This is a genomic window from Pseudomonas asplenii, from assembly GCF_001293465.1.
Classification (GTDB): Bacteria; Pseudomonadota; Gammaproteobacteria; order Pseudomonadales; family Pseudomonadaceae; genus Aquipseudomonas; species Aquipseudomonas fuscovaginae_B.
In genome coordinates, this window is the sequence record NZ_JSYZ01000009.1 from 730,086 (window position 1) to 746,793 (window position 16,708).

A 16,708-nucleotide genomic window follows, 5' to 3' on the forward strand; every position below is an offset into this window, starting at 1 on the left:
TCGTTTGTTCTTCATCCTTCGCGGAAGGCGCGCTGGGCATGATCACTGATAGGTTTGAGCAGATAGGAAATGACGCTGCGTGTGCCGGTCTGGATCATCGATTCCACCGGCATTCCGGGTACGAGGGTCAGCCCTTGCAGTTGCGTCAGTTCGCTGTGCGGTATTTTGATCCCGGCTCGATAGAAGCCCATGCCAGTGCGTTCGTCCTGGACCAGATCCGCCGATAGCCGGACCACCTGCCCCTTCAACTCCGGCGTCGTGCTGCGATTGAAGGCGCTGAGCCGCAGCACCGCATCCTGCCCCAGCGATACCTGGTCGATGTCTTGGGCACTGATGCGCGCCTCGACCAGCAGCTCATCGTCGGCCGGCACGATCTGCATCAGGTTTTCCGCCGGCGAAATCACCCCACCCAGGGTATGCACGGCCAATTGCTGGACCCGCCCGGAAACCGGGGCGGTGATATCGATGCGCTTGAGCTGGTCATTGGCGGCGATATCGCGCTCGACCAATTCACCCTGTCGGGCTTCGAGCTCGCGCAGTTCCAGGGACACCTCGCTACGGAAACTCTGGTCGATCTGCAGGCGCTGCAGCTCGGTCTCGGCAATCTTGCCGCGGGCTTCGGCAATGGACGCAATCAGTTGCCCACGCTCTCCGCGCAAACGGGCGATGCCACGGGCCAGGGTGTTGACGCGGTCGATGGTCATCATCCCTTTCTCGAAGAGTTTGCGGACAGCCTGGTACTCCTTGTCGATCAACTCGATTTCTTCGGTCTTGGTTTTCTGCTGGAGGTCATGGCCGGCAATCGTCTCGTTGAGTTGCCGGATTCGCTCACGCAACTGCTTTTTCTGCCCTTCGCGGGACGAACGCCGGTCCTCGAACAGCCGCTGCTCACTGCTCATCAATGCCTGCGCGGCGTCGGCCCCCAGACGGTTGATCAGCGACGCCGGCGTCACCAGATCAGCCGCGCCATCACGCTCGGCCTCCAGGCGCGCCTGGCGCGCCAGGGCCTGACTCAGCGACTTGGAGACGATGGCCTCGCCAACTTTCGGCAGCGTCGCATCGAGCCGGATCAGCACGTCCCCCGCGCGGACCTGCTGGCCTTCGCTGACCAGCAGTTCAGCGACGATACCGCCCGTGGGGTGCTGGATTTTCTTGACGTTGCTTTCCACCGCCACGCTGCCGGCAGCGATCACCGCACCGGACAGGTCGGTACTGATTGCCCACCCCAACCCGCCGCCCAGGAGGACCAGCAGGCTGACAGCGCCGAGACGAAGATGTCGGTTCAACGAACCGGCCAGGCTGTTTTCCTGATCATGAACGGTCATTGGGCAACTCCCATTTCCACGACGCTGGCCGTCGGCCGAGGTACCGGTGCCGACGGTTTTCTGAGAACCGCGTCCCTGGCGCCAAATGCCGCCTGAACGCCATGCTCCAGAATCAGGACCTGGTCGATGACCGACAGAATGCTGGTGCGATGGGCAATCACCACGACAATACCGCCGCGTGCCTTGATCGACAGGATGGCCCGCGACAGGGCCTGCTCCCCCTCGGCATCGAGATTGGAGTTAGGCTCGTCGAGCACCACCAGAAACGGATCGCCGAACAACGCCCGGGCCAGCGCGATCCGCTGGCGCTGCCCCGCCGACAGGTTGAGCCCGCCCTCGCCGACCTGGGTTTGATAGCCTTCGGGTAATTGCAGGATCAGCTCATGCACGCCCGCCAGTTGCGCTGCCGAGACAATGGACCGGTCATCGGCCTGCGGATCCAGCCGCGCGATGTTCTCGGCGACGGTGCCGCTGAACAGCCCGACGCTTTGCGGCAGGTAGCCGATGAGCTTGCCCCTGGACTGCTCGCTCAGCAGCTCCAGGGGTGCACCGTCCAACTTGACCTGGCCACGAGCCGCGGGCCAGGCGCCAACCAGGGCGCGGGCCAGTGACGACTTACCGGAAGCACTCGGCCCCACGACCCCCATCGCGCTCCCCGCCGCGATCGCGAAACTGACGTTCTGCAAGGTCAGGCGCTGGCTGCCCGGTGGTGCGGTAAAGAGGCTGTCGACCTGAAGTGTGCGATGTGCCGCCGGCAATTCGGTCTTGCTCGGCTCCTCGGGAAACAGGGCAAACACTTCGAGCAGCCGCTTCCAGGCCAGATGGGCGGCCAGCAGGCTGCGCCAGGTGGCAATCACCTGCTCGGCCGGTGCCAGGGTTCGCGACACGATGATCGAGGCCGCCACGATGGTGCCGCCGCTCAGGTCGCCCTGGATCACCAGGTAGGCACCCAGCGCCAGGGAGCCGGACTGGACCAGATGACGCAGGGACTTGGAGATTCCACCGAAAAAAGAGCCGATGTCGACAGTCTGGCGTTGCAGCGTGCTGTAGGTCGAGTGATGTGCCTGCCAGAGCGCCGAGGTACGTTGCGCCATGCCCATGGCCGCCAGCGCCTCGGCATTCTGGTGCGCCTGCTGCCCCAGGTAATTGCGTTTGTTCTGCGCCTCGGCGCAGGCTTGCGCCAATTGTCGGGACTGCCGATCGGTGATGAAGGTCAGCGCCACCAGCACGATGACCAGCCCACTGGTCAGCAGGCCGAACAGTGGGTGAATGTAGAAGCAGACGGCCAGGTACACCGGCATCCAGGGCAAATCAAAAAATGTCACCAGTCCCGGGCCGCCAATGAACCCGCGAATCTGATCCATTTCCTGAGCGGGCTTGAGGGCGTCGCCGGTAATCGCCGTTTTCAGCGATACCCCCGCAATCACCTTGAACACCCGGGGAGACAGGGCCAGATCGAAGGCGGAGGCAATCCGCACCATCAGGCGGGAGCGGACAATATCCAGCAGGCCTGAAAATCCGTACACCCCCAACACCAACAACGCCAGCGCCACCAACGTCGGAATGCTCCGGCTGGGAATGACCCGGTCGTACACTTCCAACATGAACAACGGGCCGGCCAAGGCCAGGATATTGATGACACCGGAAAACAGCGCAGCGCCGATCAGGCTTTTACGCAGGAGGGTTTTCAACGACGCCGAAACGACAGGCGTATTGAGGGCGTGACTTCTCTTCAATTCTTCTTCCGTCCCTGTGAGCTTGCATAGCGTCCATGCAGTCAGAACGAAAGCTCTGCCCTGATGATGCTGATATAACGAAAACTTGACGTCGTTCGTTAGCGCAGGCAGTGCGAGCAAGTTCTGCACCAGCTTGTCGGGGTGCGCGCAGGAAAAGAGTTGCAAACTGAGTCAACGCAACAATCAGGCAAAAAAAATCCGGCGCCCAAGGGCGCCGGATTGGCGAGACACCGAAAAAGCCATCAGGTCATCTGGATGATGGTCTGCATGATGGTGCTCTGGGTGGAGATGGTCTTGGCGTTGGCCTGGTAGTAGCTCTGGCCCTTGATCAGGTCCACCAGTTCATTGGTCAGTTCGACGTTGGAACCCTCCAGGGAGCCGGAAACGATCGAGCCGTTGGTGCCGACTTCACCGCCGTCATAGGCGGGCTGGCCGGAAGCGAAGGTCTGCTTCCAGTTGGTCCCGCCCGAAGGCTGCAGGCCCTGCTCGTTGGTGAAGCTGGCGATCGCCACCTGGCCGATGGCCTTGTGCTGGTTGTTGCTGAAGTTGGCGAAAATGATGCCGGTACCATCGATGCTGATGTCGGTGATCTGGCCGGTGGCGTAACCGTCGCTGATGATGGCTGCACGGGAGGTGTCAGCATTGAACTGGGTGGTTTTCGACCAGTCGGTAAGGATACCGGCCGGGTTGGCACTTGCGCCGTTGGCTGCCCATACACCATTGGTCACCGTACCAGGAACCCAACCGGTAATGGTGATGTTGGTCTTGCCGGCGGTGCCGCCGATGGAAGTCAGCTTGCCAGAGGAGTCGAAGACCATCGCCACGGGAACCGGATCGGTCGCCGCTGGTGGGACAGTCGGTGGAACAGTGCCAACGGTAGCAGCAGTACCATTCGGGTTACGCCCGTCAATCAGCGTATAGACGTTCCAGGTGTTGGCACTGGTCTTGACCACATACTGGTCCAGCGAGTGCTTGTTGCCCTGGGTATCGTAGATGTCAGAGCTGAATGGCTCGCTATAGCTCGCAGGGTTCGACGGATCAAACGGAGTGGTTGCCTGATTGATCACAGCCTCCTTGGAGTCCAGGTTGATCGTCGCACCAATCTTGGTGGTGGTCTGTGGCGGCAGGTTCGACACGTCGATACGCAGGTCGGTCAGCACGCCCGGAATGATGTTGCCATTGGAGTCGGCAGCGAAGCCCTGCAGGCGCGCAGTACCATCGGAGTTGGTGACGTAGCCGTCCTTGTCGGTCTTGAAGGTACCGGCGCGGGTGTACATCAGCGAGCCGTTGTCGCTCAGGGTGAAAAAGCCGTTGCCCTGGATACCGAGGTCCAGCGCGTTGCCGGTGACGTTCATGCCACCGTTGCCGAAGTTCTGCGAAACGTTGGCCAGGCGCACACCGTTGCCGATGGTCTTGGACGATACACCGAGCTTGGTCGCCGAATAGACGTCTTCGAATTCCGCACGGGACGACTTGAAGCCGGTGGTGTTGACGTTGGCGATGTTGTTGCCGGTGACGTCGAGCTGTTTCTGGGCCGCGTTGAGACCGCTCAAACCGATATTAAAAGACATGCTTCTCTCCTTTGTTTCGCGTTGGTCGGCTCTTACAGGCCAATGGTCTGGACTTTGGACAGAGCGATACTGCCCACGCCCGCCAGGTTGAGCATCATTTCACCGCCGTTCTGCGACAGGCTCACGCTGCTGACAGTCGCCGGCAGGTTGGTGACCAGCGCCGTCGAGTCCGCAGAGCCCTTGAGGTTGGCGGTCGCACTGAAGCTGTAGGTGCCACTGGACAACAGGGTCCCGGAGTCATCCTTGCCATCCCAGACGAAGGGCACGTTACCGGCCGCGGTCTGGGCCCCCAGGTCGATGGTACGGACCACTTTCCCGGTGGAGTCGCTGATCTTGAGCGTGGTTTTGTCGGTGGCACCGGTCACGACCGCGGTGCCGGTAAAGCTCTTGCTGGTATCGACCACCGCCTTGCCGGTCGGCACGATGACCGAACGACCGACCAGCGACGACGCCTGCAGCGCCTGGGACGACTGGAACGCGCTGGCGATGTTGTTGACGCTGCTGTTGAGCGTGGTGATGCCTTCCAGGCTGCTGAACTGGGCCAACTGCGCAACGAAGGCGCTGTTGTCCTGCGGGTCCAGCGGGTTCTGGTTCTTCAACTGGGTCACCAGCAGCTTCAGGAACGCGTCCTTGCCCAGGGTCTGGCCCCCGGATGCGCTGCTGATGGCATTGCCCAGCGAGTCGGTACTGGTCTTGTTCGTCAGTTTGGCGTTGGACGCCGCAAGAATGTCGTTCAGAGTCGAAGAGGTGCTGGTGGAGTCGGTAACGCTCATGTCTGTCGCCCCTTATCACTGACCGAGGGTCAGGACCTTCTGCATCATGGTCTTGGCGGTGTTCATCATTTCCGCGTTGGTCTGGAACGAACGGCTGGCGGAGATCATGTCGGCCATTTCCTCGACGACGTTGACGTTCGGGTAGTAGACATACCCCTTGGCGTCGGCCGCCGGATGGTTCGGCTCGTAGCGCGCTTCCAGGTTGCTCTGGTCCTCGACCACACCCAGCACCTGCACGCCCTGGCCCGCGGCGTTCTGGTCCTCGAACAGCGAATTGCTGCCGCCGGCCTGGCTGTTCTGGAACATGGTGGCGAACACCGGGTGGCGCGCCCGGTAGGTCTTGTCGATGCTCGACGAGACGGTCTCGGCGTTGGCGATGTTACTGGCGACGGTGTTCAGCCGAGTGGTCTGGGCACTCATGCCGCTACCGGCAATATTGAAAACGCTGGCAAGGGACATGGCTTACTCTCCACGCAGGGCCGATACCAGCCCTTTGAATTTACTGTTGAGCAGGGTGAAGCTGGCCTGGAAGTCGACTGCGTTCTGGGCGTAGTTCGATTGCTCGATCTGCGCATCCACGGTGTTCTGGTCGATCGACGGCTGCATCGGGGTGCGGTACTGCAATGCCGCGTCGCCATTGCTCAGCCCCTGGGCTTCGATATGGCGGCTGTTGGTGGTGTTGAGCGCGAAGGTGCCATTCCTGGCCTTTTCGCTCTGCTCGGCGAGCACGGAGGAAAAGTCCATGTCCCGGGCCTTGTAGTTCGGGGTATCGGCGTTGGCGATGTTGTTGGCCAGGACTTCGGCACGCTGGGCACGGAAGCTCAGGGCCTGTTCGTGGATGCCGAGCGCTTTGTCGAAACTGATGCTCATGTCGGGAAACCTTCGAGAGTTGACCTGATCGTCGGAACAGGTTTTTCGTTGACAGAGCTTTAGCAAGCCCCATGCCAATTTTCTCAAAGCCCGTAAATCAAGGCCTTGCCGGATAACTGCCGCCGGCAATGCCAGAAAAGCGGCAAGGCATTTCCGCCGAGCGCCAGCAAAGCGGCAAGACTGGCGGCAAAAAAAAGCGGGAGCCTTTTGAGCTCCCGCCGGGGGTATTGAACGATTGGCTACTTGGCCTTGTAGATGATGCCCGGACTGCATTGCACCATCTGGTAGTGGTCCGGCAGGCCGTTGAGGGCTTCGGACGCCCCCAGGAACAGGTAACCGCCCGGCTTGAGGCTGCCGTGGATGCGCATCAGGATGTCCTTCTTCACCTCGGCGGAGAAGTAGATCAGCACGTTGCGGCAAAACACGATGTCGAACTTGCCCAGGCTGGCATAGCTGTCCAGCAGGTTGAACGAGCGGAACTCGACCCGGTTGCGGATCGGTGCCTTGACCGCCCAGCGACCCGGCCCCTTGGCATCGAAGTAGCGCTGCAGGCGCTCGGGCGACAGGCCGCGGCCAATCGCCAGGCTGTCGTACTCGCCGGTCTTGCAGTTGGTCAGCATCAGGCTCGACAGGTCGGTGGCGACAATCTGCGCCCCGGCCTTCAACTGGCCCATGTTGGTCCGTTCGAACTCGTCGATCGACATCGAGATCGAGTAGGGCTCCTGCCCCGATGAACAAGCAGCCGACCAGATCCGCAGGCGCTGGCCAGGGCTGGCCTTGATCGCTTCCGGCAAGACCTTGTTCTTGAGCACCTCAAACGGATAGGTGTCACGAAACCACAGGGTTTCGTTGGTCGTCATGGCATCCACCACCTGTTCACGCAAGCCGCTGCGTGGCTGGCTCTGGATCCTCTGGACCAGTTCGCCCAGGGATTTGATGCCATTCTGCTCCATCAGCTTGTTGAGACGGCTGGAAACCAGATATTGCTTGTTTTCACCGAGCAGAATGCCACAGGCCTTTTCCAGGAAGACCCGGAACTGTTCGAAATCCAAATTACCCGTAGACAATGATGCCGCCTCTTAAATCGTCTGTACCGCCGGGGACACGGGTCCCCGGCTGTTATCCTGCAGCCTTGATCCGGTCAACCACCCGGGCCGCCAGGTCATCAGGTCGGAACTTGGCAAGGAAGTCATCGGCACCGACCTTCTTCACCATCGCCTGGTTGAATACCCCTGACAGGGAAGTATGCAGAGTGATGTGCAGCTTTTGCATCCGCGGATCGCTGCGAATCTCAGCAGTGAGGGTATAGCCGTCCATTTCCGGCATTTCAATGTCGGAGATCATCATCAGGAATTCCTCCTCCGGCTTCTTGCCCTCCTCGACCAGCTTGCGCAGATAGTCCAGCGCCTGCCGGCCGTCGTTCAGCGCCACCACCTCGACGCCGACCGTCTGCAGGCAACGCGTGACCTGCTTGCGCGCCACCGACGAGTCGTCGACCGTGAGCACCCGCAAGGACACCGCCTTGGTCTGCGTCTCGACATCCACCACGCCCAGGGAAACCGATTCGGACATGGGCGAAACCTCGGCGAGGATCTTCTCCACATCGATGATTTCCACCAACTGGTTGTCGATGCGCGTCACCGCCGTCAGATAGTGATCGCGCCCGGTCCCCTTGGGTGGCGGATGGATCTCTTCCCAGTTCATGTTGACGATGCGCTCCACCGACTTCACCAAAAACCCCTGGGTCTTGGTGTTGTACTCCGTAATGATCACGAACGGATTACTCTGATCCTTGAGTGCACCGGCCCCCGTGGCCATCGCCAGATCGAGGATCGGGATGGTAGCCCCACGAATGTTCGCCACACCGCACACCACCGGATTGGACTTGGGCATCAAGGTCAGCTTGGGGCATTGCAGCACCTCGCGCACCTTGAATACGTTGATCCCGTAGAGCTGCTGGCCGTCGAGACGGAACAACAGCAGCTCAAGGCGATTCTGCCCCACCAGTTGCGTACGCTGGTTCACCGAATCCATCACACCAGCCATGACTGCCCTCTCTGATCAAAGCCTCATCATCCGACGCCCACTCAGGAACAAACGGCACGAGCCTTGCTTTTTATACCGTTATGAAAGCACAAACGACATTTTTTCGACGCCTGACATCACAGTACCGCAGATTGCTCGCGGTGGTGTCCGTTTTATGCTGCCTGAACCCGAGCAACCCTGCTCTTGCGGAATCGGCGACCCTGCCTGATCAGCTTATCGGCGTGACCCAAGGCTTTCTTGAGTTCACGGTAGAAGACTATCTGGCCACCAGTCAAACCGAAGGGCGCTACGAGATCCAGGTCAACCAGCTGGACCCGCGCCTGCGCATGGCCGCCTGCGACAAGGAATTGACAGCCAGCCTGGAAAGCCCGGCGACACCGATCGGCCGGGTCACGGTGAAAATCCGCTGCGAAGGCAGCTCGCCATGGACCGTGTTCGTCCCGGCCCAGGTCAAGTTGTATCGCGATGTGGTGGTGACCACCCGTCCGCTCAAGCGCGCCGGGATCATCGAGCCAGGCGACGTGGCGTTGCGCGAGCGGGATATCAGCCTGATCAACCAGGGCTTCCTGACGTCACCGGACCAGGCCATCGGGCAGAAACTTGTCCGACCAATGGTCATGGACCAGGTCGTCACCCTGGTCCACCTGGAACAGGCGGAAGTGGTGCGCAAGGGCGATCAGGTGGTCATCAGCGCAACGAGCGGCGGCCTGGTGGTCAAGATGCCGGGCGAAGCCCTCTCCAACGGCGGCCTGAACGAGCAGATCCGGATCAAGAACCTCAATTCGCAGCGGGTCATCAAGGCTCGCGTCACCGCCCCCGGCCAGGTAGAGGTGGCTTTATAGATCGATAAGGCCACCTCGCATTCACTGGCGCCAGGCCGCCACTTTTCCTAAACTGTGGCCCAGACAGGGCTACAGCCTAGATGCAGACTCATTTTCAGATGAGGCTAAAGTTTTTCCGGGTATGGCCGAAAACAAGGCAAGCGTCCAAATACCCAGAGGTTTTTTATCATGGTCATCGATTTCAGTCGTTTGAATAACGCCCCGTCATTGACAGGCAGCACGCGCACCAGCGCCAACAAGGAAGCCGACAGCAGCGGCAAATCCTCGGCGGTGAACAGCCAGACCGAAGCGGTCGGCCAGAGCGGGGAATCGGTACACCTCAGCAATGAGGCTCAGCAGTTGCAAAAGATCACTGACAAGCTGCAGCAGCAGCCCGTAGTCAACAGCGCCCGTGTGGCCGAGTTGAAACAGGCGATCGCGGATGGCAGCTACAAGGTCGACAGCAACCGCGTCGCCAGCAAACTGCTCAACTTCGAAGCCCAGCGCTAGGCACCTGCCGGCGCGAGGCTTTTGGACGCTTAAAACCCAAGGCCAGCCATGCAAGACACCACTCTACTGCAACTGATCACCGAAGATTTTGCTCCAGCTCAAGATCTGCTCGAGCTGTTGCGCGCCGAGTCCCTGGCGCTCCATGGTCGCAACATGGTCGAGCTGGAAGATATTCTGGCGCGCAAGCAGGCGCTGATCATTCTGCTGGAACAGCATGGCCGCAAGCGCAGCCAGATTCTCGCCAGTCTCAACCTGCCCGCCAACCGCTCCGGCCTGGAACAACTGGCGGCACAGTCGAGCGTGGGCGGCGAACTGCTGAGCCAGAGCGAAGAACTCACCCGCATCCTGGCCGATTGCCAGGCCGCCAATGAACTCAATGGGCGCAACATCCAGGTTCAGCAAGCGACGACCGCAAACCAGTTGAAGATCCTGACCGGCGGCGAGCCTCCCGCACTTTATGATGCCCGCGGCTCGACGGCGAGGCTTGCGAAGCAACGCCCGCTGAGTCAGGCTTGAACCCAAACTGCTGCGCGCTCTGTTCAAGGCGCGTAACATGCTGGCAAAATGCTGGCTTTTGCGTGTAGTCGTATTTTGTCTGGAGATTGATGAACCGTGTCCAATGCCCCAAGCGCGGATGATGCTCCGCAGCCACCGAAGGTGCTAACCACGCCTCTGGAAATTTCCGCCAACCTGCGGATGCTGCAGGATAGCCATGACCCGTTGATCATCACGTTCCATGAACGCAGCCAGCGTTTCCAGAGTTTCGTGATCGATGTCGACCGGGATGCGGGCACTCTGGCCCTGGACGAAATGATGCCACGCGACGGTGAACGCTTCCTGGCAGCGGGTGAACCGTTCCGCGTCGAAGGCTTCCACGACGGTGTACGCATCACCTGGGAACAACCCCAGCCAATGACCGTCGACGAGACCAACGGTTGCTACCGTGGCTCGATGCCGGCCGAGGTGGTCTACCATCAGCGTCGCAACGCCTTCCGCGCCGCCCTGAAACTCACCGCACTGGTCAACATCGAACTGGGTGGCGACAAGCTCAAGGCACCGATCAACGGCAAACTGCTGGATATCTCCGCCAGCGGCTGCAAGCTGCGCTTCGACGGCGATATTTCCGATCGCCTGCAACTGGGCCAGGTCTACGAGCGTTTTATCGCCGCCCTGCCCTTCGGCCCCATGACCGCTCCGGTGGAACTGCGCCATCTGCACTTCGAGGAAAGGATCAACACCACCTTCGCCGGCGTACGCTTCCACAACATGAGCGGCCTGGTACAACGCCAGGTCGAGCGCTTCGTCTACCAACTGCAACGTGAAGCACGGCGTTTCGACAAGGACGACGACTACTGAGTCTGACGCTGCCTTCACCCACAAAAAACGGGCCACCTGATGAAGGTGGCCCGTTTTTTTATCGACACTGTCAGTTGCTCGACTTATGCGCCGGCTCAGGGTCGGACTCGTCCACTTCGGCAACAGCCTCTGCCGCCGGCTCGGTGGACGCGACATCCGCGACCGATGGCGCTGCCGCCGGGTTGTCGCACATCTGGTCCAGCACCACCTGTTCGTCGACCCGCGGGTCGAGCGCCGCGCCGAGGGGCGACATGGCCTCCGGCATGACCACGTGCTGCAACGGCGCATCCTCGACCTGATGCAGATTGGTCACCGCCTTGGGTCGGATGCGCAGCACCAGGATGAGCGCGAAGAAGCTGAAGAACGCATAGAGCATCTGGCTGCCGAACAGCTTCATCAGCACGCCCGCCGCCAGCGGCCCGATGCTCGCGCCGACGCCATAGGTCACCAGCAGCATGGCGGTCAGCGAGACCCGCCGATCCCCCTCGATATGGTCGTTGGAGAACGCCACCGCCAACGGATACAGACAGAACTGCAGCAACGACACCATGAACCCGACGACGAACAGCACCTCCAATGGAGCCGTGGAGAATATCGCCAGCGGCAGGGACGTCAGCATCAACAGCATGGCGACACTGCGGATCAGCACCGCCCGGTCATAGCGGTCGGAAAGCCAGCCCAGGGGCCACTGCACGAGAAAGCCGGCAAAGATGCAACTCCCCATGAACAGACCGACCTGCTCGGTGGAAAGCCCCTGCTGGGAAGCGTAGAGCGGCGCCAGACCGTAGAACGAGCCGACGATGATCCCCGCGCCCAGCACCGTGGTCAGCGACTGCGGCACACGCTTCATGAAGAAACGCGGCTCCAGCGGCGCCGGATGCAAGGGGGCCGGGTGAATCCGCCGGGTCATGGCCACCGGCACCAGGCACAATGCGAAGCACAGTGCGACCAGCATCAGCAACTCGGGACCGAGGGCAGGATGCATGACCAGGATCAGTTGCCCAAGCACCAGTCCGAGATAGGACGCGATCATGTAGCCACTGAAGACCACGCCACGCTGCCTGGCCTCGGCCTGTTCGTTGAGCCAACTCTCGATGACCATGTACTGGCACATCATTCCGAGGCCGACGATCATCCGCAGCAACAGCCAGGCCGGCAACCAGTTGACCAGTCCATGGCCCAGCACCGCCGCACCGACGATCCCGGCACATGTGGCATAGGCGCGGATGTGCCCGACACGGGCGATCAGCCGGTGGCCGATCTTGCCGCCCAGCACCAGGCCGAAGTAGTTGGCCGCCATCAGGGCGCCCACCCACAGGCCGTCGACATGGTCGGCCGCCAGACGCAGGGCAAGGTAGGTACTCAGAAGGCCCGAACCGATCAGCATCATCAGCGAGGCAAAATAAAGCGCTCTAAAGGATTTCCAGATTTGGCGCATTGACGTTCCTGACGGCTCTTTGAATGAGGTTTCGGGCTACGCGGAAGATAGCCCGAAGCGGGAGTTACGTCTAAGCCTGGGCCGCCAGAACACGGCGTTCCCAGGGGCTGATTTCATCGAGGAAGCTGGTCAGCTCCATGGTTTTCGACGCGATATAGCCTTCGATGAACTCGCTGCCGAACAGCTCCCTGGCCAGCTGGCTGCGCTTGAGGCGCTCCAGTGCCGCGTGCAGGGTGCATGGCAGCGACAGGGCGTCCGGCACCTCGAACTCGCCCTGGATGGCCGGCGTCGGCTCCAGCTCATGCTCGATACCGTAAAGGCCCGCGGCTAGGCTGGCCGCAATCGCCAGGTACGGGTTGGCATCCGCTCCCGGCAGGCGGTTTTCCACACGCCGTGCCACGGGCGAACTGGCCGGAATCCGCAGGCCGGCCGCGCGGTTGTCATGGGACCAGCAGGCGTTGTTGGGCGACGCATACGGATGGCACAGGCGCTGGTAGGAGTTGACGTTCGGCGCGAACAGCGCAGTGAAATCCGCCATGCACGCCTGCTGCCCGCCGATGAAATGATGAAACATCGCGGTAGGCTCGCCGGCGGCATCACTGAAGACATTTTTCCCGCTGCCGATGTCCACCAGGCTCTGGTGGATATGCATCGAACTGCCCGGGGTCTTCGCCAACGGCTTGGCCATGCATACCACGCTCAGGCCATGCTTGAGCGCCACTTCCTTGAGCAGATGCTTGAACAGGAAGGTCTGGTCGGCCAACAACAGCGGATCACCGTGCAACAGGTTGATCTCGAACTGGCTGACGCCCATCTCGTGCATGAAGGTATCGCGCGGCAGGCCCAGCGCCGCCATGCTTGCATAGACCTCGCTGAAGAACGGCCGCAAACCATTGTTGGAACTGACGCTGAAGGCCGAATGCCCCTCCTCGCGCCGCCCATCGAGGCCGACAGGCGGCTGGAACGGCTGAGTCGGATCGGTATTGGGCGCGAAGACGAAGAACTCCAGTTCGGTCGCCACCACTGGTGCCAGGCCACGTGCCGCATAGCGGGCGATGATCGCCTTGAGCTGGCCACGGGTCGACAGACAGGAGCTTTCCCCGGTCAATTCGTCCGCGTCACAGATCGCCAATGCACGGGGTTGCTGACTCCACGGCAGGCGGTGGATCTGCCGCGGGTCGGCAGTCAGGGCCAGGTCGCCATCATCGCTGCCGTAGAAACGCGCCGGTGGATAGCCGCCCATGATGCACTGCAGCAGCACCCCGCGCGCCAGTTGCAAACGTCGCCCCTCCAGGAAACCCTCGGCGGTCATCACCTTGCCCCGCGGCACGCCATTGAGGTCAGGCGTGACACATTCAATCTCATCAATGCCGGTCAATCGCTGCGCGAGCGAGTTCTGGCCTTCGCTAGTCATGACTCAATCCTTGTTTTTATAGAAGCCGCGAACGGCGCCCCGTACAAAATACGCACCAGCTGTTCGGGATTTCAAGCAGGGACGAGGAAAAAGCCTGACTCAGGGAAGATAGAGACTGAACAGCGCACCACCCAGGGTACCGCCGTTGCTGAGTTCGATACGCCCGCGTACGCCGTTGCGCTCGTGCAACGCAGCGATCCTTGCGGCGAAATACAGGCCCAGGCCGGTACTGCCCGTGGTCGGATTGATGCCCTGTACATAGTCCACCTGGCGTTCGAGCATCTGCGCCGGGAAACCGGGACCATCGTCATTGATGCTCAGCACCAGTTGCTCGTTTTCCTCGCGGACATTGATCAGCAAGGCATGGCAAGCGAAACGAATGGCATTGGTGACGATATTGCCCACCACCGAACCGATCAGCTCGCGATCGAAAAAGCCCAGCGGGCTGAAGTCGTCGACTTCATAACTGGCAACGATGCCACGACTGTTCAGGACCTCCTGACGGCACGCCAGTTGCGCGCCAATGAAGTCATCCATGTCGTGATAATCGGGACGCAACGGCAACTGGTTGACGCCCAGCTTGTACAACCCCAGCAACTGCACCAGCATGCTGTTGAGGTGCGCGAACTCATACTCGATCACCGCACGCTCGGGGTTCTCCCGCTGCGCCGCGGGCAGGTGGCTCTGCCACTGGCCGTGGGCCTGGATCAGCATCGCCAGCGAGTTTTTCATGTCATGCACGGTCGAGGCGATCACCGTGGAGAAATCCAGCCCCTGGTCCTTGTCGCTCATTCGCCAAACGCCCGGCTGCGCAATTTCTGATACCTCTCATAACGTGGATCGCTGTCCGGCATCTTGCCGACCATTTTCAGGCAGGCCCGGCACTCTTCGAGGATTGCCGCATCGGAAGTCTTCTGGGCGGTCACCAGCAGGGCCTGCGCAGCATTGAGGGCGATACTGATATTTTTCGGCTGCAGGGCCAGCGCCTTGCGGAACAGTGCCTGCGCTTCCTCCAGGTTGCCGCTCTTGTAGCTGCGCACGCCTTGGACGTTGAGGTCGATGGCGGCCTTGCCGCTGCCGAGGATCTCCGGGTCATCGGTCAGCTTGGCGATGCCTTTCATCACCGCCGGGTCGTCACCATAGATCTCCACGCAGTTCTTGAGCATCGAGGCACCGGCCTCGGCCTGCCCCAGTTGCTGCAGTTGCTTGGCCACCAGCAAGGCGGCGTCGGCACTCAGAAAGTTCTCCATACCCTCCAGGCGTGCCATCGCCTGCTCGGTGAGCTTGTCGGCGGTTTCGGCATCGTTGAGCAGCAGGCTGGTGGCCTTCATCAGCCGGGCACGCACCTGCAACCCTGGATCGTTGGCGTTTTCCTTGGCGACTGTGCTGAGTGTCTGGTTGATCTCCAGCCGCGTACGTGTGTCCAGCCCACGCTCGCTGCCCTTGCTGATCAACGCGTGAGCCAGGCCCAGATTGCTTTCCGGATCCTTGTAACGCGATTGCTCGCCCTGGGCGACAGCCTGGCGATAGGCCCGGGAAGCCCCCTCGAAATCCTCGTTGGCCAAGGCCAGCTTGCCCAGCAATGACTGCCGACGTACGGCCAATGGAGACAGGCGCACGGCCTCTTCCAGCACGCTCTGGGCACGTCGGGTTTCCCCCTGCTGGACCAGCACATCGGCGAGCCCGTCGTAGAGGGCTGGCATCATCGGGAATGCCTTGAGTGCGGTTTCGTACAATTCCTTGGCCTGAGTCATCTGACCACGCTTGTAGAGCAGTTGCCCCAGCATGGCATAAGCCCATGGCAGCGGGCGATCATTGAGGATGCCATTGAGGAAGCGTTCCAGCGGCTCATTCTGGCCGAGGGCACGCATTGCATCGGCACGATAACGCAGACACAGCGGGGCGAAACGGGTGTCCTGCTGGGTGAGCCGGGTACAGGCGGCCAACACTTCGGCCGGTTTGTCACGGTCGAGCGCCTGCATGATCGGCTTGAGCAGGTTCTTGCGCTGGACCAGCTTTTCCAGGCGCTGGGCCAGGCTGGCGCGGTTGAACGGTTTGGTCAGATAGGCGTCAGGCTCGTGCTCCAGGGCACTGAGGACCATGGCCTGGCTGCTTTCGGCGGTGACCATGACAAAGATGCTTTCATGGCTGATCAGCTTGTCGACCATCAGGTCTTCGAGAACCTGCTGACCATTCTTGCGGCCATCGCCAAGGTGGTAATCGTGCAGGATGAAGTCGTAGCGCTTCTGCGCGCACATGCGCAACGCCTGTTCTCCGGTGTCGGCGGTGTCCACTTCCTTGACGCCCAACTCCCGCAGCATGGACCTGACTGAACTGCGAAAATCGGAGAAATCGTCGACGATCAGAAAGCTTTTTTGGTGATACGCCAGCATCGAGATTCCTGTCATGGGAAATAGAAGAGGGCCCGAAGGCTATTGCAAGCACGGACCCACTTCACTGTCGCTTTCGCGAGCAGATAATAACTAAAGGCAAACTGCCACTAATCGATTTTACACCAACCTGTCATCGCATTGAGTGGCCCCGGCCTGATATTCAATCCAAGGGTAGCCGATGTACAGGTGGTGCTTTCCATCAAGTGACGCAAGACACAAGGCCCCTTGCGCAACTCATAGCCATCGCTAGTCAGGATATCGCCCGCAGTTGGCCAAACCTGAGGGTTGCCCGGTATCGAAGGAAAAAAAAGCATGTAGGGCTGCTGAGCTTCATCCGACACACGGCTCTCTCAGGCGGCGGCGGACCCGATGCCGACTGGTGGCCAGAGCAAACGCAGGGCTGGCTGGCAGCCTTGGGAGATTCTCAACCGCTGAAAAGACAAAACCCCTACCTG

The 16,708-nt window shown here is 60.9% G+C and carries 16 protein-coding genes; 4 read left to right on the top strand and 12 right to left on the bottom strand.

The annotated features are described in order from the left end of the window. Positions 1-11: 11 nt before the first annotated feature. The 8 genes from PF66_RS15150 to PF66_RS15185 form a co-directional block, all read right to left on the bottom strand. A complete protein-coding gene (locus PF66_RS15150; protein WP_054063112.1) occupies positions 12-1,325 on the bottom strand; it encodes an HlyD family type I secretion periplasmic adaptor subunit in 1,314 nt (437 codons plus the stop codon). Then, a complete protein-coding gene (locus PF66_RS15155) occupies positions 1,322-3,061 on the bottom strand; it encodes a type I secretion system permease/ATPase (protein WP_054057124.1) in 1,740 nt (579 codons plus the stop codon). The genes PF66_RS15150 and PF66_RS15155 overlap by 4 nt, the downstream gene beginning before the upstream one ends. Positions 3,062-3,303: 242 nt before the next feature. After that, on the bottom strand, positions 3,304-4,632 hold the full coding sequence (gene flgE, locus PF66_RS15160) for a flagellar hook protein FlgE (RefSeq protein ID WP_054057123.1): 1,329 nt from the start codon (positions 4,630-4,632) through the stop codon (positions 3,304-3,306). Positions 4,633-4,664: 32 nt separating this feature from the next. Next, positions 4,665-5,405, bottom strand: coding sequence for a flagellar hook assembly protein FlgD (locus tag PF66_RS15165; RefSeq protein ID WP_054057122.1), 741 nt, complete (start codon positions 5,403-5,405; stop codon positions 4,665-4,667). A 15-nt stretch (positions 5,406-5,420) separates the two neighbouring features. After that, positions 5,421-5,864 carry a flagellar basal body rod protein FlgC gene (gene flgC / locus PF66_RS15170; RefSeq protein WP_054057121.1) on the bottom strand — a complete coding sequence of 148 codons (444 nt, stop codon included), beginning with the start codon at positions 5,862-5,864 and terminating at the stop codon, positions 5,421-5,423. 3 nt (positions 5,865-5,867) lie between these two features. Continuing rightward, positions 5,868-6,275 (bottom strand): flagellar basal body rod protein FlgB, encoded by a 408-nt coding sequence (flgB, locus tag PF66_RS15175; protein WP_054057120.1) that lies wholly within the window; start codon positions 6,273-6,275, stop codon positions 5,868-5,870. Between the two features lie 239 nt (positions 6,276-6,514). Next, the gene (gene cheR, locus PF66_RS15180) at positions 6,515-7,342 is read right to left on the bottom strand and encodes a protein-glutamate O-methyltransferase CheR (RefSeq protein ID WP_054057119.1); all 828 of its coding nucleotides are present in this window, start codon (positions 7,340-7,342) and stop codon (positions 6,515-6,517) included. Between the two features lie 52 nt (positions 7,343-7,394). Continuing rightward, positions 7,395-8,321: a chemotaxis protein CheV gene (locus PF66_RS15185; RefSeq protein ID WP_054057118.1), complete on the bottom strand. Its 927-nt coding sequence runs from the start codon at positions 8,319-8,321 to the stop codon at positions 7,395-7,397. An 80-nt stretch (positions 8,322-8,401) separates the two neighbouring features. Between PF66_RS15185 and flgA the strand changes: the two genes are divergently transcribed. The 4 genes from flgA (at position 8,402) to PF66_RS15205 (ending at position 11,008) form a co-directional block, all read left to right on the top strand. Further along, entirely contained in the window at positions 8,402-9,163 is a 762-nt protein-coding gene (flgA, locus tag PF66_RS15190; RefSeq protein ID WP_054057117.1) for a flagellar basal body P-ring formation chaperone FlgA, read from the top strand. 168 nt (positions 9,164-9,331) lie between these two features. Continuing rightward, the gene (flgM, locus tag PF66_RS15195; protein ID WP_054057116.1) at positions 9,332-9,652 is read left to right on the top strand and encodes a flagellar biosynthesis anti-sigma factor FlgM; all 321 of its coding nucleotides are present in this window, start codon (positions 9,332-9,334) and stop codon (positions 9,650-9,652) included. Between the two features lie 48 nt (positions 9,653-9,700). Further along, positions 9,701-10,168, top strand: a complete 468-nt coding sequence (locus PF66_RS15200; RefSeq protein ID WP_054057115.1) for a flagella synthesis protein FlgN — start codon at positions 9,701-9,703, stop codon at positions 10,166-10,168. A 96-nt stretch (positions 10,169-10,264) separates the two neighbouring features. After that, a complete protein-coding gene (locus PF66_RS15205; RefSeq protein ID WP_054057114.1) occupies positions 10,265-11,008 on the top strand; it encodes a flagellar brake protein in 744 nt (247 codons plus the stop codon). A gap of 70 nt (positions 11,009-11,078) precedes the next feature. On the opposite strand, the gene PF66_RS15210 is transcribed toward PF66_RS15205, so the two are convergent. From PF66_RS15210 to PF66_RS15225, 4 genes are all read right to left on the bottom strand, one after another. After that, a complete protein-coding gene (locus tag PF66_RS15210) occupies positions 11,079-12,446 on the bottom strand; it encodes an MFS transporter (protein ID WP_054063113.1) in 1,368 nt (455 codons plus the stop codon). A gap of 70 nt (positions 12,447-12,516) precedes the next feature. After that, complete coding sequence (locus PF66_RS15215; protein ID WP_192842660.1) at positions 12,517-13,758, bottom strand: glutamine synthetase family protein; 1,242 nt, start codon at positions 13,756-13,758, stop codon at positions 12,517-12,519. Between the two features lie 201 nt (positions 13,759-13,959). After that, a complete protein-coding gene (locus PF66_RS15220; RefSeq protein WP_054063114.1) occupies positions 13,960-14,652 on the bottom strand; it encodes a sensor histidine kinase in 693 nt (230 codons plus the stop codon). Further along, a complete protein-coding gene (locus PF66_RS15225; RefSeq protein WP_054057110.1) occupies positions 14,649-16,253 on the bottom strand; it encodes a tetratricopeptide repeat-containing response regulator in 1,605 nt (534 codons plus the stop codon). Before PF66_RS15225 ends, PF66_RS15220 begins: the two co-directional genes overlap by 4 nt. Positions 16,254-16,708 lie beyond the last annotated feature (455 nt).

Coding starts and splice junctions, on each gene's coding strand:
- PF66_RS15200 (WP_054057115.1), top strand. CDS start 9,701: ATGCAAGACACCACTCTACTGCAACTGATCACCGAAGATTTTGCTCCA.
- flgM (WP_054057116.1), top strand. CDS start 9,332: ATGGTCATCGATTTCAGTCGTTTGAATAACGCCCCGTCATTGACAGGC.
- flgC (WP_054057121.1), bottom strand. CDS start 5,864: ATGTCCCTTGCCAGCGTTTTCAATATTGCCGGTAGCGGCATGAGTGCC.
- flgB (WP_054057120.1), bottom strand. CDS start 6,275: ATGAGCATCAGTTTCGACAAAGCGCTCGGCATCCACGAACAGGCCCTG.
- PF66_RS15215 (WP_192842660.1), bottom strand. CDS start 13,758: ATGACCGCCGAGGGTTTCCTGGAGGGGCGACGTTTGCAACTGGCGCGC.
- flgE (WP_054057123.1), bottom strand. CDS start 4,632: ATGTCTTTTAATATCGGTTTGAGCGGTCTCAACGCGGCCCAGAAACAG.
- PF66_RS15165 (WP_054057122.1), bottom strand. CDS start 5,405: ATGAGCGTTACCGACTCCACCAGCACCTCTTCGACTCTGAACGACATT.
- PF66_RS15185 (WP_054057118.1), bottom strand. CDS start 8,321: ATGGCTGGTGTGATGGATTCGGTGAACCAGCGTACGCAACTGGTGGGG.
- PF66_RS15220 (WP_054063114.1), bottom strand. CDS start 14,652: ATGAGCGACAAGGACCAGGGGCTGGATTTCTCCACGGTGATCGCCTCG.
- PF66_RS15210 (WP_054063113.1), bottom strand. CDS start 12,446: ATGCGCCAAATCTGGAAATCCTTTAGAGCGCTTTATTTTGCCTCGCTG.
- PF66_RS15150 (WP_054063112.1), bottom strand. CDS start 1,325: ATGACCGTTCATGATCAGGAAAACAGCCTGGCCGGTTCGTTGAACCGA.
- PF66_RS15225 (WP_054057110.1), bottom strand. CDS start 16,253: ATGCTGGCGTATCACCAAAAAAGCTTTCTGATCGTCGACGATTTCTCC.
- flgA (WP_054057117.1), top strand. CDS start 8,402: ATGAAAGCACAAACGACATTTTTTCGACGCCTGACATCACAGTACCGC.